The sequence below is a fragment of the Corynebacterium sp. c8Ua_99 genome (assembly GCF_039907185.1).
Taxonomy (GTDB): domain Bacteria; phylum Actinomycetota; class Actinomycetes; order Mycobacteriales; family Mycobacteriaceae; genus Corynebacterium; species Corynebacterium jeikeium_D.
Window position 1 is genome coordinate 61,300 of sequence record NZ_JASBOG010000007.1, and the last position, 21,421, is coordinate 82,720.

The 21,421-nt window shown below is 59.8% G+C and carries 21 protein-coding genes; 9 read left to right on the forward strand and 12 right to left on the reverse strand.

The annotated features are described in order from the left end of the window. The first annotated feature begins 3 nt into the window (after positions 1-3). Complete coding sequence (locus QKE19_RS05695; RefSeq protein WP_147766065.1) at positions 4-654, forward strand: sugar transferase; 651 nt, start codon at positions 4-6, stop codon at positions 652-654. On the opposite strand, the gene QKE19_RS05700 is transcribed toward QKE19_RS05695, so the two are convergent. Together QKE19_RS05700 and QKE19_RS05705 are read right to left on the reverse strand one after the other, a co-directional pair. Continuing rightward, on the reverse strand, positions 638-1,342 hold the full coding sequence (locus QKE19_RS05700; RefSeq protein WP_242458690.1) for a NeuD/PglB/VioB family sugar acetyltransferase: 705 nt from the start codon (positions 1,340-1,342) through the stop codon (positions 638-640). The two genes, QKE19_RS05695 and QKE19_RS05700, sit on opposite strands and share 17 nt — an antisense overlap. Before the next feature lie 49 nt (positions 1,343-1,391). Beyond that, on the reverse strand, positions 1,392-1,919 hold the full coding sequence (locus QKE19_RS05705) for an HPP family protein (RefSeq protein ID WP_070595852.1): 528 nt from the start codon (positions 1,917-1,919) through the stop codon (positions 1,392-1,394). A 164-nt stretch (positions 1,920-2,083) separates the two neighbouring features. Between QKE19_RS05705 and QKE19_RS05710 the strand changes: the two genes are divergently transcribed. Both QKE19_RS05710 and QKE19_RS05715 read left to right on the forward strand, forming a co-directional pair. Beyond that, positions 2,084-2,377 (forward strand): RNA-binding S4 domain-containing protein, encoded by a 294-nt coding sequence (locus tag QKE19_RS05710; RefSeq protein WP_005510922.1) that lies wholly within the window; start codon positions 2,084-2,086, stop codon positions 2,375-2,377. Between the two features lie 3 nt (positions 2,378-2,380). Further along, a complete protein-coding gene (locus QKE19_RS05715; RefSeq protein ID WP_147766061.1) occupies positions 2,381-3,262 on the forward strand; it encodes a VOC family protein in 882 nt (293 codons plus the stop codon). A 3-nt stretch (positions 3,263-3,265) separates the two neighbouring features. Here the strand turns inward: QKE19_RS05715 and QKE19_RS05720 are convergent, their stop codons facing one another. The 3 genes from QKE19_RS05720 to QKE19_RS05730 all read right to left on the reverse strand — a co-directional run bounded on the left by QKE19_RS05720 (position 3,266) and on the right by QKE19_RS05730 (position 5,934). Continuing rightward, positions 3,266-4,030 (reverse strand): NYN domain-containing protein, encoded by a 765-nt coding sequence (locus QKE19_RS05720; RefSeq protein ID WP_284807357.1) that lies wholly within the window; start codon positions 4,028-4,030, stop codon positions 3,266-3,268. A 120-nt stretch (positions 4,031-4,150) separates the two neighbouring features. After that, positions 4,151-5,335 (reverse strand): isocitrate/isopropylmalate family dehydrogenase, encoded by a 1,185-nt coding sequence (locus tag QKE19_RS05725; RefSeq protein WP_147766059.1) that lies wholly within the window; start codon positions 5,333-5,335, stop codon positions 4,151-4,153. Between the two features lie 44 nt (positions 5,336-5,379). Further along, on the reverse strand, positions 5,380-5,934 hold the full coding sequence (locus QKE19_RS05730) for a neocarzinostatin apoprotein domain-containing protein (RefSeq protein WP_016421806.1): 555 nt from the start codon (positions 5,932-5,934) through the stop codon (positions 5,380-5,382). Between the two features lie 203 nt (positions 5,935-6,137). On the opposite strand from QKE19_RS05730, the gene QKE19_RS05735 reads away from it, so the two are divergent. The 4 genes from QKE19_RS05735 to QKE19_RS05750 are packed head-to-tail and all read left to right on the forward strand — an operon-like array spanning position 6,138 to position 9,841. Further along, positions 6,138-7,247 carry an ABC transporter substrate-binding protein gene (locus tag QKE19_RS05735; protein WP_076772174.1) on the forward strand — a complete coding sequence of 370 codons (1,110 nt, stop codon included), beginning with the start codon at positions 6,138-6,140 and terminating at the stop codon, positions 7,245-7,247. An 11-nt stretch (positions 7,248-7,258) separates the two neighbouring features. Further along, positions 7,259-8,338, forward strand: a complete 1,080-nt coding sequence (locus QKE19_RS05740) for an iron ABC transporter permease (protein ID WP_016421808.1) — start codon at positions 7,259-7,261, stop codon at positions 8,336-8,338. Next, positions 8,338-9,162 carry a heme ABC transporter ATP-binding protein gene (locus QKE19_RS05745; RefSeq protein WP_016421809.1) on the forward strand — a complete coding sequence of 275 codons (825 nt, stop codon included), beginning with the start codon at positions 8,338-8,340 and terminating at the stop codon, positions 9,160-9,162. The genes QKE19_RS05740 and QKE19_RS05745 overlap by 1 nt, the downstream gene beginning before the upstream one ends. Further along, a complete protein-coding gene (locus tag QKE19_RS05750) occupies positions 9,155-9,841 on the forward strand; it encodes a biliverdin-producing heme oxygenase (RefSeq protein ID WP_016421810.1) in 687 nt (228 codons plus the stop codon). Before QKE19_RS05745 ends, QKE19_RS05750 begins: the two co-directional genes overlap by 8 nt. A gap of 56 nt (positions 9,842-9,897) precedes the next feature. Here the strand turns inward: QKE19_RS05750 and QKE19_RS05755 are convergent, their stop codons facing one another. From QKE19_RS05755 to QKE19_RS05770, 4 genes are all read right to left on the reverse strand, one after another. Next, positions 9,898-10,371: a hypothetical protein gene (locus QKE19_RS05755; protein WP_231367165.1), complete on the reverse strand. Its 474-nt coding sequence runs from the start codon at positions 10,369-10,371 to the stop codon at positions 9,898-9,900. A 643-nt stretch (positions 10,372-11,014) separates the two neighbouring features. After that, entirely contained in the window at positions 11,015-12,778 is a 1,764-nt protein-coding gene (locus QKE19_RS05760) for a phospho-sugar mutase (RefSeq protein ID WP_284807352.1), read from the reverse strand. Between the two features lie 10 nt (positions 12,779-12,788). Continuing rightward, entirely contained in the window at positions 12,789-13,439 is a 651-nt protein-coding gene (gene deoC, locus QKE19_RS05765; RefSeq protein ID WP_016421813.1) for a deoxyribose-phosphate aldolase, read from the reverse strand. Positions 13,440-13,544: 105 nt separating this feature from the next. Then, positions 13,545-14,831, reverse strand: coding sequence for a thymidine phosphorylase (locus QKE19_RS05770; RefSeq protein ID WP_016421814.1), 1,287 nt, complete (start codon positions 14,829-14,831; stop codon positions 13,545-13,547). A 169-nt stretch (positions 14,832-15,000) separates the two neighbouring features. Here QKE19_RS05770 and QKE19_RS05775 point away from each other — a divergent pair, with 169 nt between their 5' ends. Next, the gene (locus tag QKE19_RS05775) at positions 15,001-15,420 is read left to right on the forward strand and encodes a cytidine deaminase (protein ID WP_272715506.1); all 420 of its coding nucleotides are present in this window, start codon (positions 15,001-15,003) and stop codon (positions 15,418-15,420) included. Between the two features lie 45 nt (positions 15,421-15,465). Continuing rightward, the gene (locus tag QKE19_RS05780; protein ID WP_016421816.1) at positions 15,466-16,683 is read left to right on the forward strand and encodes a nucleoside transporter C-terminal domain-containing protein; all 1,218 of its coding nucleotides are present in this window, start codon (positions 15,466-15,468) and stop codon (positions 16,681-16,683) included. Between the two features lie 31 nt (positions 16,684-16,714). Here the strand turns inward: QKE19_RS05780 and QKE19_RS05785 are convergent, their stop codons facing one another. From QKE19_RS05785 to QKE19_RS05795, 3 genes are all read right to left on the reverse strand, one after another. Beyond that, positions 16,715-17,908, reverse strand: a complete 1,194-nt coding sequence (locus QKE19_RS05785; protein WP_347890564.1) for a YihY/virulence factor BrkB family protein — start codon at positions 17,906-17,908, stop codon at positions 16,715-16,717. A gap of 143 nt (positions 17,909-18,051) precedes the next feature. Next, on the reverse strand, positions 18,052-19,053 hold the full coding sequence (locus QKE19_RS05790; RefSeq protein WP_049172610.1) for a sugar-binding transcriptional regulator: 1,002 nt from the start codon (positions 19,051-19,053) through the stop codon (positions 18,052-18,054). Positions 19,054-19,312: 259 nt separating this feature from the next. Further along, on the reverse strand, positions 19,313-21,346 hold the full coding sequence (locus QKE19_RS05795) for a M13-type metalloendopeptidase (RefSeq protein WP_070429111.1): 2,034 nt from the start codon (positions 21,344-21,346) through the stop codon (positions 19,313-19,315). Positions 21,347-21,421 lie beyond the last annotated feature (75 nt).

Below are 21,421 nucleotides of genomic sequence, written 5' to 3' on the forward strand. Positions count from 1 at the left end.
CCAATGGATTCACTGAGCATCCGCGCGCAACGGGTAATTAAGCGTGGCGTCGACATCGCGGCATCTGCAGCGGGCTTGATTGTGCTGTCGCCAGTTATGGGCGCTACGGCTCTGGCAGTGCGACTTTCCATGGGAAAGCCAGTCCTATTCCGCCAGGAACGCCCGGGCCAGGATGGTAAGCCGTTTAATATCCTCAAGTTCCGGACGATGCATCACGTCAATCCGGCAAAGGGGCTTGTCGACGATGCGTCCCGCCTCACGGAGGTGGGAAAGTTCCTTCGGTCCACAAGCTTGGACGAACTCCCGGAGCTCTTTAACGTTCTGCGTGGCGACATGAGCCTCGTTGGTCCGCGCCCGCTGCGCATGAAGTACCTAGAGCGCTATTCGCCGCGCCAAGCACGCCGCCATGAGGTGCCACCGGGAATTACGGGGCTTGCCCAGGTCTCGGGCCGCAATGGCATCACCTGGGAAGAACGTTTCGAGTACGACGTGCAGTACGTGGATAATTGGTCGCTACTGCTCGATGCAAAGATTCTGCTTGACACGATCTTGGTGGTGCTCAAGCGTGAAGGGATCTCGGAAGAGGGGCAAGTGACTATGACCGAGTTCACCGGTTCGTCGGAGAAGGACGTCTCGGCTAGCGCAGGTTCTTAATCACACTTGCAGGAACACCGGCGACAACGGTGTAGTCATCGACATCGCTAGTAACTGCGGCTCCGGATCCGATGTACGCTCCCTCGCCAACGGTGAGGCCGGGGTTGATTACGGAGTTGGCGCCTAGGGTGCAGGCTTCGCCAAGCGTGACAAAGCCCGACACGGCATTGAGCGGGAAGATTGTGCAGTAGTCCCGCAGCACCGCATCGTGGCCAATCGTGACATTCATATTGATTTGGGCGTGCTTGCCTACCTCAATATTGCAGGTCAGGCGCGCTCCGGGGCAGATGACGGTGCCCTCGCCGAGCGTGACCAGCGCGCCGATGCTGGTGTCTGGGTGGACCAGAGTCGCAGGCACGAGCCCTTCGGTATCTGCGCGTTGCACAATCGAACGTCGAGCTGCGCCGCTGCCGATTGCGACTGTGTAGTAGACCCCCTCGGGCAAGTCAGCGAGGATTTCGGTTTTGCCCAAGAGTTGCACGCCCATTTTGTGGAAAAAGGTCATATCTGGGGTGCCATCATCAATAATGCCTAGGATTTCCCACTGCGGTGGTAGGCCGTTGGCTGCTGCGTAGTCGTTGATGTCCTTGATGAAGCTGACCACGTTTCGGCCAAAACCACCAGCGCCGACGATGACAATCTTTTCGGTCGTCGTGTTGTTAATCCACTGCTTTGGCATGAGTGTCATTATCCCACTGATAGCCGTATTTAGCCGGAGTGCGTGACTGCGAATTCACCTACCACCAGTAGGTGGGATACCGAAGGCCGCGCAGTCGATTTGCGAGGATGCCAAGCACCACGATCATGATCGACGAAGCGAAAATGAAGCCTATGAAGCGGAAGTCGTTGGCAAGCCCATGGCCGTGTGGCATTAGCACGGTGACCATAGCGGTAGCGGTGGCAGGGGAGTGAGCCGCGCGAGCAAGAAGCATGAGCGCGAAGGCAACGCCGGCGGCAACCGCTGCAGCAATGATGGTCGAACCCAACATGTGCAGAATTGCGATGCCAGTCGTGCAGCCGATGAGGTGTCCGACCACCACATTTCGTGGCTGAGCCAGAGGCAAGTTGGGCGCACCGACGATAAGTGCCATGGCAGCGCCAATAGGGGGCAAAAATAGCAGGTCAGAGACAGAAGTTGAGATGAGTGCCAGGGTCATCAGCGGCAGGCTCACGGCTACCGAGGCGGCGATAATATGGCGCAGCGGAGGGCGGGGTGGCGCTTCGCTGGCAATCCGGAGCCACTTCGGGGACCGTGAATTAGACATGAGAACGATGTTAGGGTGTGCTGCCTCATCCGCGTCGCGGTTCGAGGTTTTTATCGAAACAGAAGTTTAAATGGGGTGGCGCCCAGGTCTCCCAAGCCTCCAAACCCGAACCAGACCCGAACCAAACTCCGACCATTTTCACCGGGTATGACACACTTAAGGACATGGAGCCTATCGATGTCGCAATCCGGGACGAGTCTATCCGTCTCGGGCAATTCCTGAAGTTGGCAAACCTGGTGGAAACGGGCGGTCTGGCCAAGGAACTCATTGCCGAGGGCCAGGTCAGCGTGAACGGTGAGGTCGACACTCGCCGTGGCAAGGTGCTGCGTCCAGGGGACGTCGTCTCTGTTGCCGGTATGTCGGCACGCGTGGCCACCGCCGATGAAGTCGATGATGACTACTTTGATGAGGCCACCGCCGACGATGACTTTGATCCTGAAAAGTGGAGGAACTTGTAACTCATGCCCGCATTTCCCGCCGAATTTGGCATGCCCCTGCGCGTAGACCTGCTCTCCGCCGCACCGCGTAAGACCGAGCGCTTCTACCGCGGCGTTCTCGGGTGGGCTTATCGCAATACCGCGCCAATCCATGAGGATGCCCGCGAGGCATCCGCTGGTCGCCGCGTTGCCATGCTGTCCGGAATGCCGGTGTCGGTGCTGCTTGAGGCCGATAAGGACGCTGAGGATGCCTTCGTCAACCAGTGGCGCGTGAACTTCCATGTCGACTCCGCCACTGGTGCCGTCGAGAAGGCGCGCGAGCTTGGCGCTGAGGTCTTCCAGGAACCGACCCCGCTTGTCGACGGATCCACGATGGCCGTCGTTTCCGACCCCGCCGGTGGCCTCATTGGACTTTTGGAACAGCCGGGTGAGCAGGCCTTCATTGCAGCGGGCGAGCCCGGCACCCCGGTGTGGTTCGAGCTGGTCGCAGGCCCGGAGGAGACCTTTGAGCAGGTCGCGGACTTCTACCACAACTTCTTTGGCTGGGAAATCGCAGTGCGCAACAAGAACGAGCACGGCACTTTCGCAGTTGCGATGGAAGACGGGGCGCCGTTCGCTGGCTTGGTAGCCAGCTCGGTTGCTGCACAGACCGATGCGGCAGATAAGAGCTTCGTTGGCTGGCTGGCCTACCTTGGCGTGGAGAACATCGACACCGCTGTCGCCAAGGCTGAGGAACTGGGCGGTTCCGTGCTCGTTGCCCCGCAGGCTACCGAGTTCGGCCCGCTGGCAACCGTGCAGGATCCGTGTGGTGCGGCAGTTGTACTCTGCGAGGTGCCGCTGCCACCGGAGGAGGACATCCGCGAGTCCGACCCGCTGGAAGGCATTGACCTCAACCAGTTCCAGTAGGGGCTAGAGCTCTTCTTCGTCGTCCTCAGGGTCCTGTTTTCCGGTGTAGTTAACGTGTAAAGGATCGTCTTCGTTTTTGGGTGGTTTGCTTACGCACTCGCGAATGCCATCAATGTGTTCGCTAAGGCTATCGGTAATCGGGGCCCACATCGGGTCGAGAATGAAATCTATCCCAGATCTGCGGGCATGTTTGGCTGCAGGGACGAAATCACTGTCGCCCGAAATCATGATGATTTGATTTACATGTCGTTGTTCAGCAAGAGAAGCGATGTCGAGACCGATTCGCATGTCCACTCCTTTCTGAGAAATATCAAGGGTGAAATCATTTTCGGTCAGCTGTGAAACATCGATAGTGCCACGGCAAAGCTTCTTGAGCGGAGCCTCTTTTAGGGTGTACCCACCTTGAGTTTCAAGAGGCTCTCCTCTTCTAATCGCAACCTTTCGTTTTTTAGCCAATGCAGCGAAGAAGTCATTGGTCCAGGTAAAAAGTTCACTTTTACCAAGGTTGACTTGCTGCTGGAGCAATGGGTGATAAACAACCCGCTGTGACGGTGGGCAGTCGTAGTAAAAGATTCGGTACAGTCCAGCGCGCGATTCACGTATATGGCGATGGCAGTACTTGACCAGTTCATCAGCGCGATCCTCTGCGGTCTTATGACCAAACAGTGTTGCCGCACGTTTGCGGTAAAAGCCACCATCAACAAGCACTGCTGTAGTGATCTCGCGTAAAGGCGCAGCTCGCGCAGCACTATATCTGTTTCTACTCATATTTCTTGGCCCTCCCCCCTATGAGTAATCCCAGTCATCGGCGCTCTCCTTATCGGCGGAGGGTCAACGGCTGGGATTGATAGCAACCACTTTAATTGCGCTTCGTAATCGAGTCAATGCCTACAACCCCAGCTCCGCCCGCACTGCAGTCACAAACTCGCTGGTAGTCGCGGTGCCGCCGAGGTCTGGCGTCGGCGCGGTGCACTTGGCGGCGTAGACGGCCTCGCGCAGCTTGGCTGCGGGCGCAAGTTCCGAGGTCGGATGCCCAAGGTGCTCCGCGCACATTGCCGCAGAGAGCAAAAACGCAGCCGGGTTGGCGATGCCGCGCCCGGCAATGTCCGGTGCCGAACCGTGCACCGGCTCGAAAACCGCAAAGTCGTCGCCAACATTCGCCGATGCCGCCAGCCCCAGCCCGCCAATCAAACCGGCACCGATGTCACTGAGAATGTCGCCGATGAGGTTTTCCGCGATGATGACATCAAAGCGCGCCGGGTCGGTCACCAGCTGCATTGCCACGGCATCCGCATTGGCAAAATCGAATGCAACCTGCGGATACTCCTCCGCCACCTCTTCAACTGCCCCGCGAATCACACGCGCAGAGTCCCGCAGGATATTCGGCTTGTCCGCCACCGTCACCATCGGCGTGGCCTCCGAATCGGGGTTTGCCGCCTGGCGCGCGAGAGCCAACTTGGCCGCCTGTCGCGCAAGGCGGTGCCACGCAAAGGACGTCGTCACGCGCAAAGAAATCGCAACGTCGCCACGCTTATCGACGGCGCGAGCCACCGTCGAGTCCTCCGCCACCTCTGCCCACAGGTGGTGGTGCGGGGAGTCGGTCGGGGTGTCGTAAGGCGGGAGGAGATAGTCGTGACTGTAGAGACCCTCGGTGTTTTCGCGGACGATGGTGAAGTCGGCAGCCGCGCCGGGCAGGGTGACCGGGCGGATGTTGGCGAAGAGGTCGAGGCGCTGGCGCAGCTGGAGAACAGGGGAGCGGTAGGTCAGGCCGGTATCGCGCAGATGCGGTGCTAGTTCTTCCTCAGCCTCGCGAGCGGGCTTGGAGGTAATCGCCGCGAGCAGAGCGGCGTCGCTGCGTCCGAGTGTTTCCCAAGTTTCCTGCGGGACGGGATTGCCGTGCGCGCACCACTGGGACCAGCCAATTTGTGCCTCTGTCAGCTCCCAGTGCGGGAAGACATCGGCGATGAGTCCTCGGCAGGCATCGGTGATTTCGGGGCCGATGCCGTCGCCGGGCAGGAGTGTGATGCGGCGCGGTGCCGCTTCTAAAGCAGTCGCAGGCTGGTCGGTTTCCATGGCTCTTAGCCTAGGACTGCGACGCCTGCGCGTGTGCGGTTTGGCTACTTTGCGAAAGTAACCGGGATCTCGGTGATGTCCTCGAAGCCCTCGCTGTGGTCACCGAAGAGCTTCAGCACGCAGTCCTGCTGGGTGCAGTCCACGGCCTCGCCGGTGGGGACGACGCTGAGCTCGAAGTGTGCGGTGTTGTCGTCGGCGATGGTGGTGGTGCCGCCGGACTTCTTGGTAATCCACTGCTGCGACTGGGTGCCGGCACTGCGGTCACCGGTGCAGTCCGGGACGGGGTTGCCTGGAGCCTTCTCGGCGGCGCAGAGTGCGGCGTAGTAGCCGTAGTCGGGGTCGAGACCAGACAGGTCGACGGAGATGACATCGCCCTCGGAGAGGTCGTTGACCGGCTCGGCCTCCATGGTTACTTCGCCGGCGCTGGCGTCGGTGTCGGTTTCTTGATCTGCAGCCGAGCTGGTGGTTTCCGAGGCGTTGGCAGCATCCTGCGCGGCATCGGACGCGTCATCTGCGCCACAGGCGGCGAGAAGTGGAAGTGCGGCGACGGCCGGAATAGCCAGGAAAGCCGCGCGACGCTGGAGTGTACGAGTAGTCATAGGAGGTAACGTCCTTCCGAAAAACTGTAGAAATTACTATCTTTATTTAAGGGTAGGCTAACCTAGAACTAAAAGATAGCCTAAGATTCTTTGGGTGAGTAGAGCAAAGTCCTTTCTAAGCTCTTTGTTACTAGTGTTAGTCGTTATTTAGTCATTCTTTTTGTCGTCTATCTCCGTGCAGCGTCAGCTCACAGAGGGGGAATATGTTCACCGTGCCTGCCTGTCGCGTTCGCAGTCTTGCCGGAACACTGCTGAGTGTTGTCCTAGTCGCAGGACTAGTCGCCTGTGGTTCCGATGATGCCGCGAGGGAGGGGGCATCGTCGTCAAGCGCTGGCGTGACGACGGTTCCGCGCGCCGACAACATTTCCGCTCACGGTGCCGCGCATGCGAACCTGCCTTCGGAAAACCCCGAAGTGCTGCTGAAAGACCCGAAACCGGCGGCGGACAAGGACTACCAGCGTATTCTCACGCTTGACCGGGCGGGAGCACTCAGTCGTGCGGTCTACACGCTTGGCCTCGGAGACCGTCTGGTGGGGCGCGACTCCACCTCCGATTTCCCGGCGGTAAAGGATTTGCCGAACCTCACCATCGGCGGGCATGCAGTCAATGCTGAGTCGGTGATGAAGCTAAAGCCGGAGCTCATCATTACCGATGGCACGATTGGCCCTAGCCGTGTCTTCGACACGTTTGAAAAAGCGGGGATCACCGTCGTCCATGTGTCGGACGAGCGCACTCCCGAGACGATCAACACGCTTATCGACGAAGTCGCGGGCGCAGTCGGCCTGGCTGACCAAGTTGGCCCGGTGAAGGAGCACCTGGACAAGGAGCTGGCGGCTGCGACCGAGTACGCGCAGGCCAAGGCCGATGGCCGCAAGATGATGATTCTCTACGTGCGCGGAACCGGTGTGGCCATGATTGCGGGACCGGATTCTGGTGGGCGTTCTCTGATCACTCGTCTCGGCGGTGTCGATGCCGGTGAGGGCGTGGGTATTGAGGGTGCGTTCACGCCGATTACGCCAGAGTCGCTCATCGCTGCGGCTCCAGACACCATCCTGGTTATGTCTGGTGGCCTGGAGTCCGTCGGCGGGATTGAAGGCTTGAAGGAAATCCCGGGTATCGCACAGACCCCGGCGGGCCAGAATGAGTCCGTTGTGGACGTGCCCGATTCGCAGCTGCTGTCCTTTGACTCGCAGTCGCCGCGTGCGATTCGCGCCATTGCGGATGCTCTCTACGGTGGCGGTGCTGGTGATGGTGCAGGTGATGGCGCTGGTGCAGGCTCTCGTGTGAGCGCTGACAAGACTGCGGGGAAGTGACTGGCTGAGCAATGCAGACAACCGCGAACAAAACTAGTCCGTTCAGACAGGCGGCCGTTTTCATTGGGCTCGCCCTAGCGCTTGTGCTGGCAATAGGTTGGTCGGCCTCCGTGGGGCAGTTCGGCGCCACCATCGGCGAATCACTGAGCTCAATGGTGAGGCTAGTGTTCAATGGCGGTCTCGGTGACGCGCCAGAGCCCATCGACACCGTGCTGTGGCAAGTGCGATTGCCGCGCATCGCGCTGGCCTGCCTCGTTGGTGCGGGACTAGCCCTCGCAGGTGTGGCGCTGCAAGCGGTGTTCGGCAACCCGCTTGCCGAACCCGGCCTCATCGGCGTTTCCTCCGGCGCCGCGGTCGGCGCTGCCACCGCCACAGTTTTGGGCACCGCCGCCGGGCTTTCCGGAGTGCTCGGCGGAGTGTTGAGTGTCTTCGCCAGCAGCTGGGCCATTGCGGTCTCAGCTTTTATTGGTGGCGCGGTAGCCACGGCTATTGTGGCCGCCAATGCGCACGGTGGCCGCGATATCGCTCGAATCATTCTGGTCGGTGTGGCTGTGAACTCCATCTGTGGTGGTCTGGTTTCGCTCCTGACATTCGTAGCCTCCACGGCTGCCCGCGACCGCATTGTGTTCTGGCAGATGGGCTCGTTTGCCAGCGCCACCTGGACGCAGGTTGTCATCATTACGCTGGTGACAGTTCCGGCCGTAATTGCCATGTGGGTCAGCTACCGCAAGCTGGACATTCTGAGTCTTGGTGAAGCGCAAGCCCGCCACCTGGGTATTAACGTCGTTACGCTGCGTCGCGCCATTATTTTCGGCACGTCTCTGGTCGTGGCGGCTGGAGTGGCATTTTCCGGCATCATCGTCTTCATCGGCCTGGTCGTGCCGCACGCTGCACGACTGCTGCTGGGGCCAGCGCATCGCACGCTGATTCCCGCATGCATCCTCGGCGGGGCGCTGGCCACAACGCTGGCCGACCTCGCGGCCCGCACCATGATTACCGGTGCGGACCTGCCGCTGGGAATGCTCACCTCGATTGTCGGTGGCCCGCTGTTCTTCTGGCTGCTCCTGCGTTCGAAGAGGGCGGTGCACTAATGGAAATCCACTCTGGCCTGGGAATTTCTGCCGAAAATGTCAGCATCACCCTGGATGGTCACCGCATCCTCAACGATGTTTCCGTGGTCGCCGAGCCCGGAAAAGTCACCGCGCTGGTCGGCCCGAATGGTGCCGGAAAGTCGACACTGCTCGCAGCGCTTTCCGGCGACCATGAGCTCAGCGGCGGCGACGTCCGGATCGGCGAGCACTCCATTGCCGAGCTCTCCATCGCCGACCTGGCCCGCTACCGCGCTGTCCTGGTGCAGAGCCAAGAACTGTCCGTGCCATTCACCAGCCGCGAGGTCATCGACTTCGGACGCAACCCCTGGGGCTGCCCGAACGAGGAGCTGCTCGCGGAAGTCATCACTGAATGCGACGTCGCGCACCTCCTTGACCGGGAAGTCCCGACCCTCTCCGGCGGCGAGCGCGCCCGCGTCCACAGCGCGCGCGTGTTCTACCAGGACACTCCCGTCGTACTTCTCGACGAACCGACCGCGGCTCTGGACCTCCACCACGCCGAAAAAATCATGGGAATGATGCGCGCCCGCGCGGCGGCGGGCAAAGCCGTGGTTGTAGTCCTGCACGATTTGTCCGCCGCAGCGGCGTATGCCAATCACGTTGTGGTGGTGGCGCAGGGGCGCGTCGTAAAGCAAGGCCCGCCTGCGGAAACCCTGGATGCACAGACCGTCAGCGAAGTCTACGGCATCGGTGTGGAAGTGCTTCAGGACTCCGCGGGCAACCCAGTGCTGGTACCTCAACGCGCGGACAAAAACCTCTCACCCCAGTCTCCGAACCTCGCAGAGAAAGAAGAAAATCATGGTTGAAAACACGATTAAAAAGGATGACAAGCTGGCTGCTCAGCCCTTGGCAGAGCGACTCAAAGTGGAGACTGCGGGTGTCCACAGTGAAGCGGAGAACTCCGACTTCATGTCGAGGCTGCTTGCGGGTGAACTGAATGCGCAGGCGGCCATCGATCTAACTGGTCAGCTCTACTTTGTGTACGAAGCGTTGGAGCAGGCAGTGCGATCCACTGCGGAATCGCCGCAGGTCAGCGCGGTCTACGATGCGCAGCTGGAGCGCCTGGAGGCTCTGGCGGCCGACCTTGAGCATTTGGTGGGGCCTGACTGGCGGGAAAAGATCTCGCCAGTGGAGGCGACAAAGAACTACGTGGCCGAGCTTCGTGAAATCGAAAGCAACGGCAACGCCAACGCCGCATTGGCACACCATTACGTTCGCTACCTGGGCGATCTTTCTGGTGGCCAGGTGATTGCGTCCATGCTGGCCAAGCACTACGGCATCGGTGCGGAGGGAACCCGATTCTATGACTTCTCCGCTATCGGAAAAATTAAGCCCTACCGCGACGGCTACCGACGGAGTCTGTCTGAGCTGGGCATTTCGGATGCCGATAAAGATGCCGTGGTCGACGAGGCGAAGAAGGCATTTCGTCTCAACCGAGCGATCTTCCATGACCTAGCTGGTGGTCTGGACGACGCAGTGGCGTAGGTTGCGGCGGAGGGCGCGGACTGGAGTGTTGCGACTGTGGCGGTGGGCGGTATGCGTTAGCCGATGTACACCACTGCGTTACGGCCGCCCGTGCACTTGATGTTGCCGCCAGCAGGACGGCACCACATGTTGTAGGTCAGGCCAGTCGTTGGGCTGTAGGCCGTGATGGTGCCGGATTCCGCACCAGTGGAATTGCGATAGCGGACGTAGGCGCTGTGTACATTTCGAACGAACGGATCGCTCGTTGAGGACGTGCCCTTCCATGCGCTGGAGAGGTTGCCGCCAGCCAGGCCCGATGAGCGAGACGAGCCCGAATTACCGGATGAGCCACTCGAATCTTGAACAACCACGGTCTCAGTCTGTGTGACCGGTGGGTTGGGCTGGCTCGAAGTATCGGCAGCGGCCTGTGTAGTGGCAGCCGTCTGTGTGTCGGCCGCAGTTACCGAGTCATCTTTACTCAGGGTGACATAAAGTACCGCGCCAACCAGGCCCAGCAGGACCACGACCAGCACTGAAATGAGCGCAATCATTGCGCCGGAAGTACCTGATCTTTGCTGCGGATACGCCGGGGCTGCGTAAGCGAAAGTTGGTGCCGGCTGCGCAGCGAATTGGGGCTGGGGCTGTGGTTGTGGTTGGGGTTGAGGTGCCTGGTTCGGGTACACGGGGCCGAAAGAACCGGTGGAAGGATTCGAATTGTAGTTGGGGTCTGAGCTGGGGAACTCGTTATGCGACATGCTGGACGTACCAATCACGAGGAGGAAGTGTTCCCCCTGTGATGAGCCCAACCCGCGTAGCGAATGGTGCTCCATCCCCTGGGGACACGGTTAACGGCTTTTATTGTATTACTGGGAAAACTGTAAAGCATGTTAGGAGACGCATGTCGTCCGCAAAATGCGGCAAGGACGGGTTTAGCTAGACCCGAAATGAGGTGGTGAGCTTCAAATGAGGTTGTGACCATCGAGAAACTGCCTAAGTTTATGTCAGTTTCGGCACTAATTTCTGCTTGTTTTTGTCATAAACCTAGTCAGTAACTCATGAGCCGGTCCAAGACTCCGGGCTGCATATGTGAAACTGGGGCGCGCGTGAAACCCCACGGCCATTTTTCGGCCGTTTCGTTCATGCGCACCCCAGTTTGTTGCGAGGTGTAGCTGGTAGCTGGTAGCTGCTTAGTGGCTACATCCCCAGGATTTCCTTGAGCTCGGCCTTAATCTGGTCGAGCCGCTCGGCCGCGGCCACGTGTGGAATCGCGGACGAAGCGACCGGCAGCACGACTTCCAGGTAGCACTTCAGCTTCGGTTCCGTGCCGGAAGGCCGGGCAATGACGCGGTCGTTGGCCTCGGTGAGGATGAGAATGCCGTCGGTAGGAGGGATGTGATAGCTCTCGCCCTTGGCATCGACCATGTCTAGGCCATCATTCATGTCCGTGACCTGCGTGACCTTCGAACCAGCCAGTTGTGCAGGCGGGTTGGCGCGCAGAGTGTCCATGCCCTTGGTGATCAGCGAGCGGTCCTCGACACGGAAGGTCAACGGTGCGGTCTTGTAGAGACCATGGGCACGGGCGACATCATCCAGAAGGTCCTGGATGCCAAGACCCTGGCCCTTCAGTCGCGCCACCGCGTCGGCGACACGCACCGCCGCAGATACGCCGTCCTTGTCTCGCACGACTGCCGGGTCAGTGCAGTAGCCAATGGCCTCCTCGTAGCCGAAGACGAGCCCGTCCACACCAGCAATCCACTTAAAGCCGGTCAGTGTAGCGCGATAATTCAGTCCGTGACCTGCGGCAATCTTGCCCAGCAGGCGTGAGGACACAATCGAGTTAGCCATTGTGGCCGGAAACTCTGCGCCCTCATCATTGGTCACGGTCGCAATCCCACGGGCCTCGGCATCCGCAGCGATGACTTCACCCAGAAACGCACCGATGTCGTCGCCGGAGAGCTGTCGCCAGCCGCCATCGACGCCGCTGTCCGGAATAGCTACCGAGCAGCGGTCCGCATCCGGGTCAGCCGCGATGATGACATCCGCGTCTTCGGCACGTGCCAGCTCAAACGCAAGATCCAGCGCGCCGGCTTCCTCCGGGTTCGGGAACGATACCGTCGGGAACTCCGGATCCGGCGCGAACTGCTTTTCGACCACGCTGACATTCGAGAAACCTGCCGCGTTCAGTGTGCGCACGATGGTCTCGCCACCGACACCATGCATCGGGGTGAGAACAATCTTCGCTGCCTGCTTCTCTTCGCTTGACGACGTCGTTGCGAGCGCAGCCGCCCGTTTCACATAGGCGTCCAGTAGTTCAGGACCAACCTGCTCGACGGCATCGAAGTCACGCGGGACCTCATCAGCCGGTGGAGCAGCGGCGATGGCGTCCGCAATTTGCTTGTCATGGGGCGCGATGATTTGGACGCCTCGGCGGGAATCCGACTCCACCGCGCGGCCACCGAGGTAAACCTTGTAGCCGTTGTCCTTCGGTGGATTGTGGCTGGCCGTGACCATGATGCCGGCATCGGCATTGAGGTGGCGCACGGCAAAGGCGGTCACCGGTGTGGGCAGCTGCTGTGGCAGAGCCAGGGCCTTGCCACCGGCTGCGGCGACAACCGCGGCGGCATCGCGGTGAAAATCGGCGGAGCCGTGGCGGGCATCGCAACCAATGACCACGGTGAAGTCGTCGCCCACAATGTTCTTCAGATGCGCAACCAGGCCAGCGGTGGCACGGATGACCGTGGCACGGTTCATGCGAGACTGACCAGCGGCAACGACACCGCGAAGACCTGCAGTGCCGAATTCGAGTGGCCCGGCGAAACGGCTTTCCAGCTCGGCAATCGCATCGGGGTTGGCGGCCTTGGCTTCGTCGTAAAGCGAGGAGAGCTCAGCGGCGGTGGCCGAGTCCGGATCGTGGGCGATCCAATCGGTGATGGTGGCTTGTAGCTGTTCGGAGAGCATCGGGGTTAGCCTACTTCAGACCGTCGAGGACAGCGGCGGAGGAAGAAAGGCCCAGGCGAGAGGCGCCAGCGGCGATCATTTCCTCAGCGGCAGCGGCATCGCGGATACCGCCAGAGGCTTTGACTCCAAGGCGGTCGCCCACGGTTTCGCGCATGAGTTTCACGGCGTGAGCGGAAGCGCCGCCAGCTGGGTGGAAACCTGTGGAGGTCTTGACGAAGTCTGCGCCTGCGGACTCGGAGGCCTTGCAAGCTGCGATGATTTCCTCATCGGTCAGGGCGGCCGACTCGATGATGACCTTCAGAACCTTGCCCGGAATGGCATCGCGAACAGTCTTGATTTCGGCCTCAAGGTCGTCGAAGCGGTGCTCCTTGGCGAAGGCGATGTTGATGACCATGTCAATCTCTTCGGCACCATCGACCACGGCGCGGGCGGCCTCGGTGGCTTTGACCTCGGCCTTCACCGCACCGGAGGGGAAGCCTACGACAGTGGCGATGTGCAGGCCCTCAGGCACCTCGACTGGGAGCTGCGAGGGGGAGATGCAGATGGAGTAGGTGCCGAGCTTGGCGGCCTCGGCGATAAGAGCCTTGACCTGGTCAGAGGTGGCTTCTGGCTTGAGCAGGGTGTGGTCAATCATCTTGGCAACATCAGCGCGGGAAGTCATGGGAGAAATCAAGTCCTTTCGGAAATTTGGGAGAGAGCGTCAAAGTAGGGAGATGGCGGGCTCGGGGCGGGGAAGTGGCGCCGGCGCGAGCCCGTCAGAAATTTTCTAGGACACGCGATCGAGGATAATCTCGCGCTCGGCTGTCGGCGCGGTGTCGCCGATTTCAATGCCCGGCTCGATGGACTCGAGAGCGCGCTCGAACTTATCCGGAGTTTCAGTGTGCAGCGTGAGCAGCTTCTGACCCTTGACCACCTTGTCTCCCGGCTTGGCGAAAATCTCAATACCGGCGGTGGCCTGCACCGGATCATCCTTACGAGCACGTCCCGCGCCCAAGCGCCAGGAACCAACGCCGAGAGCCAGTGCATCCAGCTTGGTCAGGTAACCGTCAGCCTGCGCAACCACATCGTGCGTGTGAGGTGCCACCGGCAACGCGGCATCCGGATCGCCGCCCTGAGCGCGGATCATCTTCTTCCACGAATCCATTGCGCGGCCGTCCTTCAGAGCCTGCTCCACGTCAGCATCGTGTACGCCGGCCAGCTCCAGCATGTTTCGGGCCAGCTCACAGGTCAGCTCCACGACGTCCGCGGGGCCACCGCCAGCGAGAACCTCCACCGATTCGCGGACCTCGAGGGCGTTGCCGATGGTCAGGCCCAGCGGAGTGGACATGTCCGTTAACAGTGCGCGGGTATTCACGCCCGCATCGTTGCCCAGGTCAACCATGGTGCGGGCCAGTTCGCGGGCCTGATTCAGATCCTTCATGAAGGCGCCCGAGCCGACCTTGACATCCAGCACCAAGCTGGAGGTGCCCTCCGCAATCTTCTTGGACATGATCGACGAGGCAATCAGTGGAATGCAGTCCACCGTCGAGGTGATGTCACGCAGCGCGTAAATCTTCTTATCCGCAGGTGCCAGGCCCGCACCGGCTGCTGCGACGACCGCGCCGGAATCCTCCAGGATCTGCATCAAACGGTCATTCGGAACATCAGCCTGCCAGCCCGGAATGGATTCCAGCTTGTCCAGGGTGCCGCCGGTGTGGCCGAGGCCGCGGCCGGACAGCTGCGGGACGGCCACGCCGTAGGAGGACACCAGTGGGCCCAGCGGCAGCGTGATCTTGTCACCGACACCACCGGTGGAGTGTTTGTCCGTGGTGGGCTTGCTCAGCGATGCGAAGCTCATGGTCTCGCCCGAGTCAATCATCGCCTGAGTCCAATCCACAATTTCGCGACGATTCATGCCGCGGATGAAGATGGCCATGTTCAGCGCCGCCATCTGTTCATCGCCCACGACGCCGCGAGTGTAGGCGTCAATGACCCAGGAAATCTCTTCCGGACTGAGTTCACCGCCATCACGCTTTACCTTGATGACGTCAACTACATCGAACTTTTCAGCCATTGTTCGCTCCTTTTATAGGCGATTGTGCTTAGCGATATTGGTCTTGTGAACTCTGCTGATTCCGATTATCATCAGCACTAGAACAAATGTCAACAGTTAACTTTCCATTTGTACCCACATAAGTATGTTTGCATAAACACCTCGAACAGGCTCGGGGAGGGAGAGCACAATGTCCCACATCTCAGACGAAGAACTGCTGGCTAAGGCCTACGCCGCCACGGAAAACTCGTACGTTCCCTATTCAGGTTTTCCGGTTGGTGCCGCACTTCTGCTTGACGACGGTACGGTGGTCACAGGCTGCAACGTGGAAAACGCGTCCTATGGGTTGACCAACTGCGCAGAGCGCACAGCCGTATTCCGCATGGTCGCGGAGCATGGCGGCAACCATAAGATTGCGGCCTGTGCCATTGTCGGGCGAAAGGCGGCACCGTGCCACCCCTGTGGTGCCTGTCGGCAGGTCCTGCACGAATTTGGGTGCAAGCGTGTCATTGTGGAATCCAAGCGCCCGGAAAATGGTGGTTTAGGCGCTCCGGCCAGCATTGACTTTGAAAAAATTCTCCCTTACGCCTTTGGTCCCGAGGACCTGTAGGCATCATCACCACAGCCTCTTTTATCAAGAAAGAAGACCTTAGTCATGGATAGACTGCAAGGCTTACTGGGCATCATCCTCGTCATCGGATTTGCCATTGCTATCTCAAAGAACAGGAAAGCCATTAACTGGCGCACACTCGGCGTTGGCCTGCTGCTGCAAGCGGTGTTCGCGCTGGTAGTGCTGAAGTGGGAACCCGGCTTCCAGGCGTTGAAGAGCGTGGCCGGTGCCATTGAGAAGATGATCGACTTTACAAATGAGGGCACCTCGTTTGTCTTCGGTAATCTTTTCGACGGCACGGGTAAAAACTTCGTCTTCGTGCTCAACGTGCTGCCAGTGATTATCTTCCTGGGCGCGGTCCTCGGCGCCCTCTACTACCTGCGGGTAGTGCAGTACTTCGTTGAATATGTCGGGTCCGCACTGAAGTTCATTATGGGAACCTCGAAGGTGGAGTCCGTCTTCGCTTCCACGGTGATTTTCCTCGGGCAGTCGGAGGCTCCGCTCGTCGTTAAGCCGTATATTCCGAAACTGACCAAGTCGGAGCTGTTCGCATGTATGTCGGGCGGTTTTGCGTCGGTGGCCGGATCGACCTTGATCGGTTACTCCCTGCTCGGTGCGCCGTTGGAGTACCTGCTGGCGGCATCGGTAATGAACGCGCCGGGCTCGCTGCTGATTGCGAAGACTTTCTGGCCGGAGACGGAGGAATCCGATCTGGATGCGTCGGTGAAGGATGTCCGCGACACTGAGTCGAAGAACGTCATTGACGCGCTCGGGGCGGGTGCGTTGGCCGGCGGTCGTATCGCTGTGGTTGTGGCATGTTTGTTGATTGCGTTCATCGCTGTGATTGCGATGCTGTCGGCGATGATTGGCGGCATCGGCGGCTGGTTCGGTCAGGAAAACTGGTCGCTGGAGGGGCTGTTCGGCCTGGTCTTCGCGCCGATTGCCTGGCTGATTGGTGTGCCGTGGGAGAACGCAGGGCTGGTCGGTAGCTTCATTGGTGAGAAGACGATTCTGAACGAGTTCGTCGGCTACACCTCGTTCTCGGAGCACGTCGACTCGCTGGATCCGAAGTCCATCATGCTGGCGACCTTCGCCCTGGCTGGCTTCGCCAACCTGTCTTCCATTGCAATTCAGATCGGTTCCTTCGGTGCGCTATCGCCGGAACGTCGCGGTGAGATTGCCAAGAACGGTCCGCTGGCGCTGATTGCGGGCCTGTGCACCAACCTGCTCAACGCTGCAATTGTGGGTGTGATTGCGCTATAGCTAGGTGCTGTGTGGTTAGTTACTGGCCCTGCTAGTCGATCTTCTGGAACGGATCGGTAGCAGGGTCAGTCTCAGCAGCGGGCTGCGAGGAAAAATCTTCAGTTGCTTCTGCTGGCATTTTATCCAGGCGGTCGGGTTCCTCAGTTCGGAATTCGGCCGCCTGCTTTTCTAGATTCTGATGGATTTTCTGCTCGCCCTCGGCGGCCGCGGTAGCTCGGGGTGGAAGCTGGATGTATCGCTCTGCGGGCAGGCCGGCGCGCAGTTGGCGCATCCTCTCAACCTCGGCATCCAGCTTGAAGCCGAAGACCACGACGACATTAATGCCCCAAAGTGCAGTCATGAGAGCAATGACGGCACCCATGGCGCCGTAGGGGTTTGAAGCCGCAAAGTTGAACAGGTAAAGCTGCAATGCCTTGCCAATACCCAGCGAGCTGATAATTGCCAGTGCCGAACCGGTACTGAGCCAGCGGAATTTGCGCATGCGCACATTCGGTGTGAAGTAGTACAGCGAGCCAATCAGAATCATCGACATGACGATAATGACCGGCCAGCGCAGCCAACTCCAGACGGAGATGCAGAAGTCAATGACCTGTCGCGTGGTCGATTCAATACCCAACGGGCGGGCAACCGGTTCGACGATGGTGATAACTAGCTGGTCATTGACAACAATCGCAATGAGCAGTACCACCGTGCCAATGAGCAGCAATAGCGTAATGGCGACCATGAGCAGGTGGTAGCGAATAAGCGTGCGGCCTTCGGAAACGCCATAGATGGAGTTACCCGTGCGCGAAAATGCGCGCGTGTAGGCCGACGACGAAATCAGCGCAAAGACAATACCGATAGTCAGTGCGACGAGACCGCCCGTGGCGGAGCCGATAATCGTTGAGATGACATTGCGAATCGGTTCGGCATACTCAGCTGGAATGTAGCTGCGGATGAAATCCTCGGTCAGTCGGTTGAGGTCATCGGTGTAACCGGCCAACATCAGCGTGGCAATTGAGTAAATCGCAAGCAGTGCGGGTGCGAAGGTTAGCACCGTGTAGTAAGTCAACTTCGCGGCGGCGTCGAAACCGAGCTCCAAGAAAAACTCGATACCCGCACGCTTGAGAGCGTAGAGCGCTCCTTTCCACCCCACGGGTGGCAACTTCTTCGCGGACTGAGCAAAAGATGCGTCCGCCGACTCGTAGGTCTGGAGTGTGTGCTTGATCTGCTGTGCTGGTGACACCTAAAGAATCGTCCTCTCCGACCGGACAGCGGCTGCAACATATATGCGGACATCTGCGCTCGCTTAAGTCTATCGGTCGAAGAGGGCAGAGACGCTTCTCGGGCCCGGGTGTCAGTTCTTTGTACTGATGCGTCCCGAGACAGCTAATCCGTGGCAGAGGGAGGGGTGGAGCTAGTGGGTGAGTCTGGCGAGCCCGGTGAGTCCGATGAGTCGAGCGAAAGTAGGCGCTCGGCGGTGGCATCGTCAATGACCAAGTGAGTGGCCAACTTTGTTCGAAGGGCCACATCGATAGCCTCGGCCTTGTGTGCGCCACCGGCCACAAGTACCCGAGTGGGGATCCGGCGCAGGTCAGAGAGGCTGATACCTACCGTGCGGGCATCGACCTCTGGCAGCGCAATGCCACCGTCCGGGCGGTAGAAGCGTGAGCAGGCATCGCCCACTGCGCGCTCCACGAGTAAGTCCTTTTCGGTTGCCGACAGCTGCCCCAAGTTCAAGGCCAGTGAATCATGGTCGACTGCGCCGACAGTGAAAACGGCAATGTCCACCGTCCGGCCAAGCGCCAATACGCTGGCGATGAACCGATCCTGTTCCACGATGCGCTTGGTCTCGACCGAATCGAAAATCACCGGCAGCGGCAATGTGCGGGCATAGGCATGGAAAGCGTGGCAGAACCCGCCAATAGTGCGGATGTCATTCGTCGACTTATCGGAATGACTCATTCCGCCCTTGAGCTGCACAATTTCCACGCCCGAGACATCCTTGGACTTCAGTTGCGTGGATACGGAGTACATGGTCTTACCCCACGAAACACCGAGAAGGGTACCGTCGACCACCAGCTCGTCGAGAAGCTCGGCGCCCACACGCCCCAACTCGCGGAGCAAGACCGCGTTGCCAGCGCGTGCCGGTTGCGCCAGGCGCACATCGTTGAGCTGGTAGCGATCCCGCATCTGCGTCGCGGTCTCTGAGGCTTCCTCGCGCGGGTCGTGGATTTCAATGCGCACGTAACCGCGCTCACGGCCAAGGTTGAGCAGTTTAGAGACCGTTGGGCGGGAAACCCCGAGTTCGGTTGCAACCTGAGACTGTGTGAGCCCCTCGCCGTAATAGAGCTTGACGGCGGTGAGTGCTTGGATGTCGCGGGTGTCCACAGCGGCCTCCTCCAGCAAGAGCACTTAGTAAGCGCACTTGTAACAGGAACCTCGCTTGATTGGGACCCTGCCCGACTTGGTCATCGGGAAAGCGTGCGCCTCACCTGTGATTTTAGTTCTACGTTTGCAAAAACAAAAAGTCAGCTTTTGCATTTGTAGTAAACGGTGAGGCGTTTGCTGTCCCCGGAGGCTGCGGAAGGCATCGGAGAGCCCGGAAAGCATCGGAGGATAAGGCAGCGCAGGTTGGGTTCCCGCAGAATTACCAGATATTCACGCGCTCATTCGGCTCACGCCACATGCCGTCCCCCGCTGAAGTGCCGAAGGCCTCATGGAACTCATCGATGTTGCTGGCAATGACGTTGCAGCGGAACTCCGCCGGCGAGTGCGGGTCAATGGCAAGCAGCTGACGTGCAAACTCCGGACGAATCTTGGAACGCCAGACCAGTGCCCACTGCTTGAACAGGTCACGGTAGGTCTCGGGGGTGTCCTCCAACCCGAGTTCCTTTCCGCGGGCAGCGAGGAAACGGCGGAAAGCGACGACAGCAATACCAAGCCCGCCCAAGTCACCGATGTTCTCTCCCAGGGTGAAGCGACCGTTGACACCGGGCAGGTCAGCGCCCTCCTCGGCCTGCTCGCGCAGAGCCTGCGGAACCAGGCCCTCGTACTGGTCCACCAGTGCGGAGGTCAGCTTCTCAAAAGCTGCGCGATCCTCATCGGTCCACCACTGGTGAAGGTTGCCGTGACCGTCATACTGCGAGCCCTGGTCATCAAAACCATGACCAATCTCGTGACCAATAACCGCACCGATGCCACCGAAGTTCTCCGCCGGGGAAGCGTCCGGTGAGAAGAACGGCGACTGCAAAATCGCAGCCGGGAACGTGATGTCATTGACCACCGGATTGTAGAAGGCATTGACCGTCTGCGGAGTGCCATGCCACTCATCACGATTGGCCGGGGTTCCCAGCTTTGCCACCTCATAATCATGCGCAAAAGCGCTGGCAGCGCGAGCATTGTCCATCAGTGAATCCCCGAGCTCCATCGCCGAGTAATCACGCCAACGCTCCGGGTAGCCAATCTTGGCCTTAAACAGCGACAGCTTCTCCAGCGCCCGCTCCTGTGTCGCCTTCGTCATCCACGGCAGCTTCGAAATTCGCTCCCGGTACGCCGCCAGCAGGTAGTCCACCAGTTCCAGGACCTGCTCCTTGTACTCCGGAGGGAAGTGCTTTTCCGCATACAGCTTGCCGACGTCATGTCCAACCGCCCCGTCCGCAAAGGCAACACCACGCTTCCAGCGTGCACGCTGCTCGGTCGAACCCTGCAGGGTGCGGCCGTAGAAGTTAAAGCTCTCCGCAGAGAAGTCATCCGACAGGTAGGCGGCGCGCTGGTGGAGGACGCGCCACAGTGCCCACAGGCGCAGATCTGCCAGGTCAGTGTCCTGCCACAACTTGCTCAAGTGCTCGAAGTACGACGGCATCATCACCACGATGGTGTCGATGGCAGTCTGGTTCGTCTCATTGACACCGGTGGCCGCGAGCCACTCCGCGACCGGGAAGCCGGTGGGGAGGTCAGAAATGGCCGTCTTGTTATAGGTCTTCAGTGCATCGCGGGTATCGACCACATTCCAGTGACCAGCGGCAATACGCTTTTCAAAAGCCACGATGCGCGCCGCCGCAGCGGCCGGGTCCACCAACTCGAATGCAGCAAGCGCGGTGGAGAGGTTCCCCGCGCCGTCGTCATGCGAGGAGAGAAGCTTCAACATAGCGGCAACATGCTGCTCATAGGCAGCGAGGGTGTCGGCGTGACCAGGCTCGCGGTAGTAAGCCTCATCCGGGAGGCCGAGGCCCGACTGCAACAGATAGAGAGCATCCAGGTCCGAGCCGGAATCCTTCTCTACCCAGTACCCGAGCGCACCACCGACACCGAGGCGGTCGAGGCGGCCGAGCGCCAACGCCAGCTCATGCGCGTTCTCGGCGGAGGCAATCATTTCTAGATCCTGCGCGAGAGGAGCTGCGCCGGCGTTATTAATAGCGGCTTCGTCCATAAAAGAGTTGTACAAGCGAGCGACGCGGGAATTCGGATCCGCATCGGCGGCAGTGGTGATGAGCTCGCGGACGTTTTCCTCCGCCTCATCCCGCAGCTTGTAAAAGGCGCCATCGATGGGGCGGTCAGCCGGGATGACGTGATTGCTAATCCACCCACCGTTGGTGGCCAAGTAGAGGTCGTCCTGCGGGCGAGGAGTTGTTGAGAATTGGGACGTTGCGGACTGGGTCTCAGTATTAGTGCTATTTGTCATGCCGCCAGTCTAGGGGCAAGGGCGGATTGAAGCTGTGACTGGAGGGGTGGAATAAGTTTAGGCTTACGAATGGGG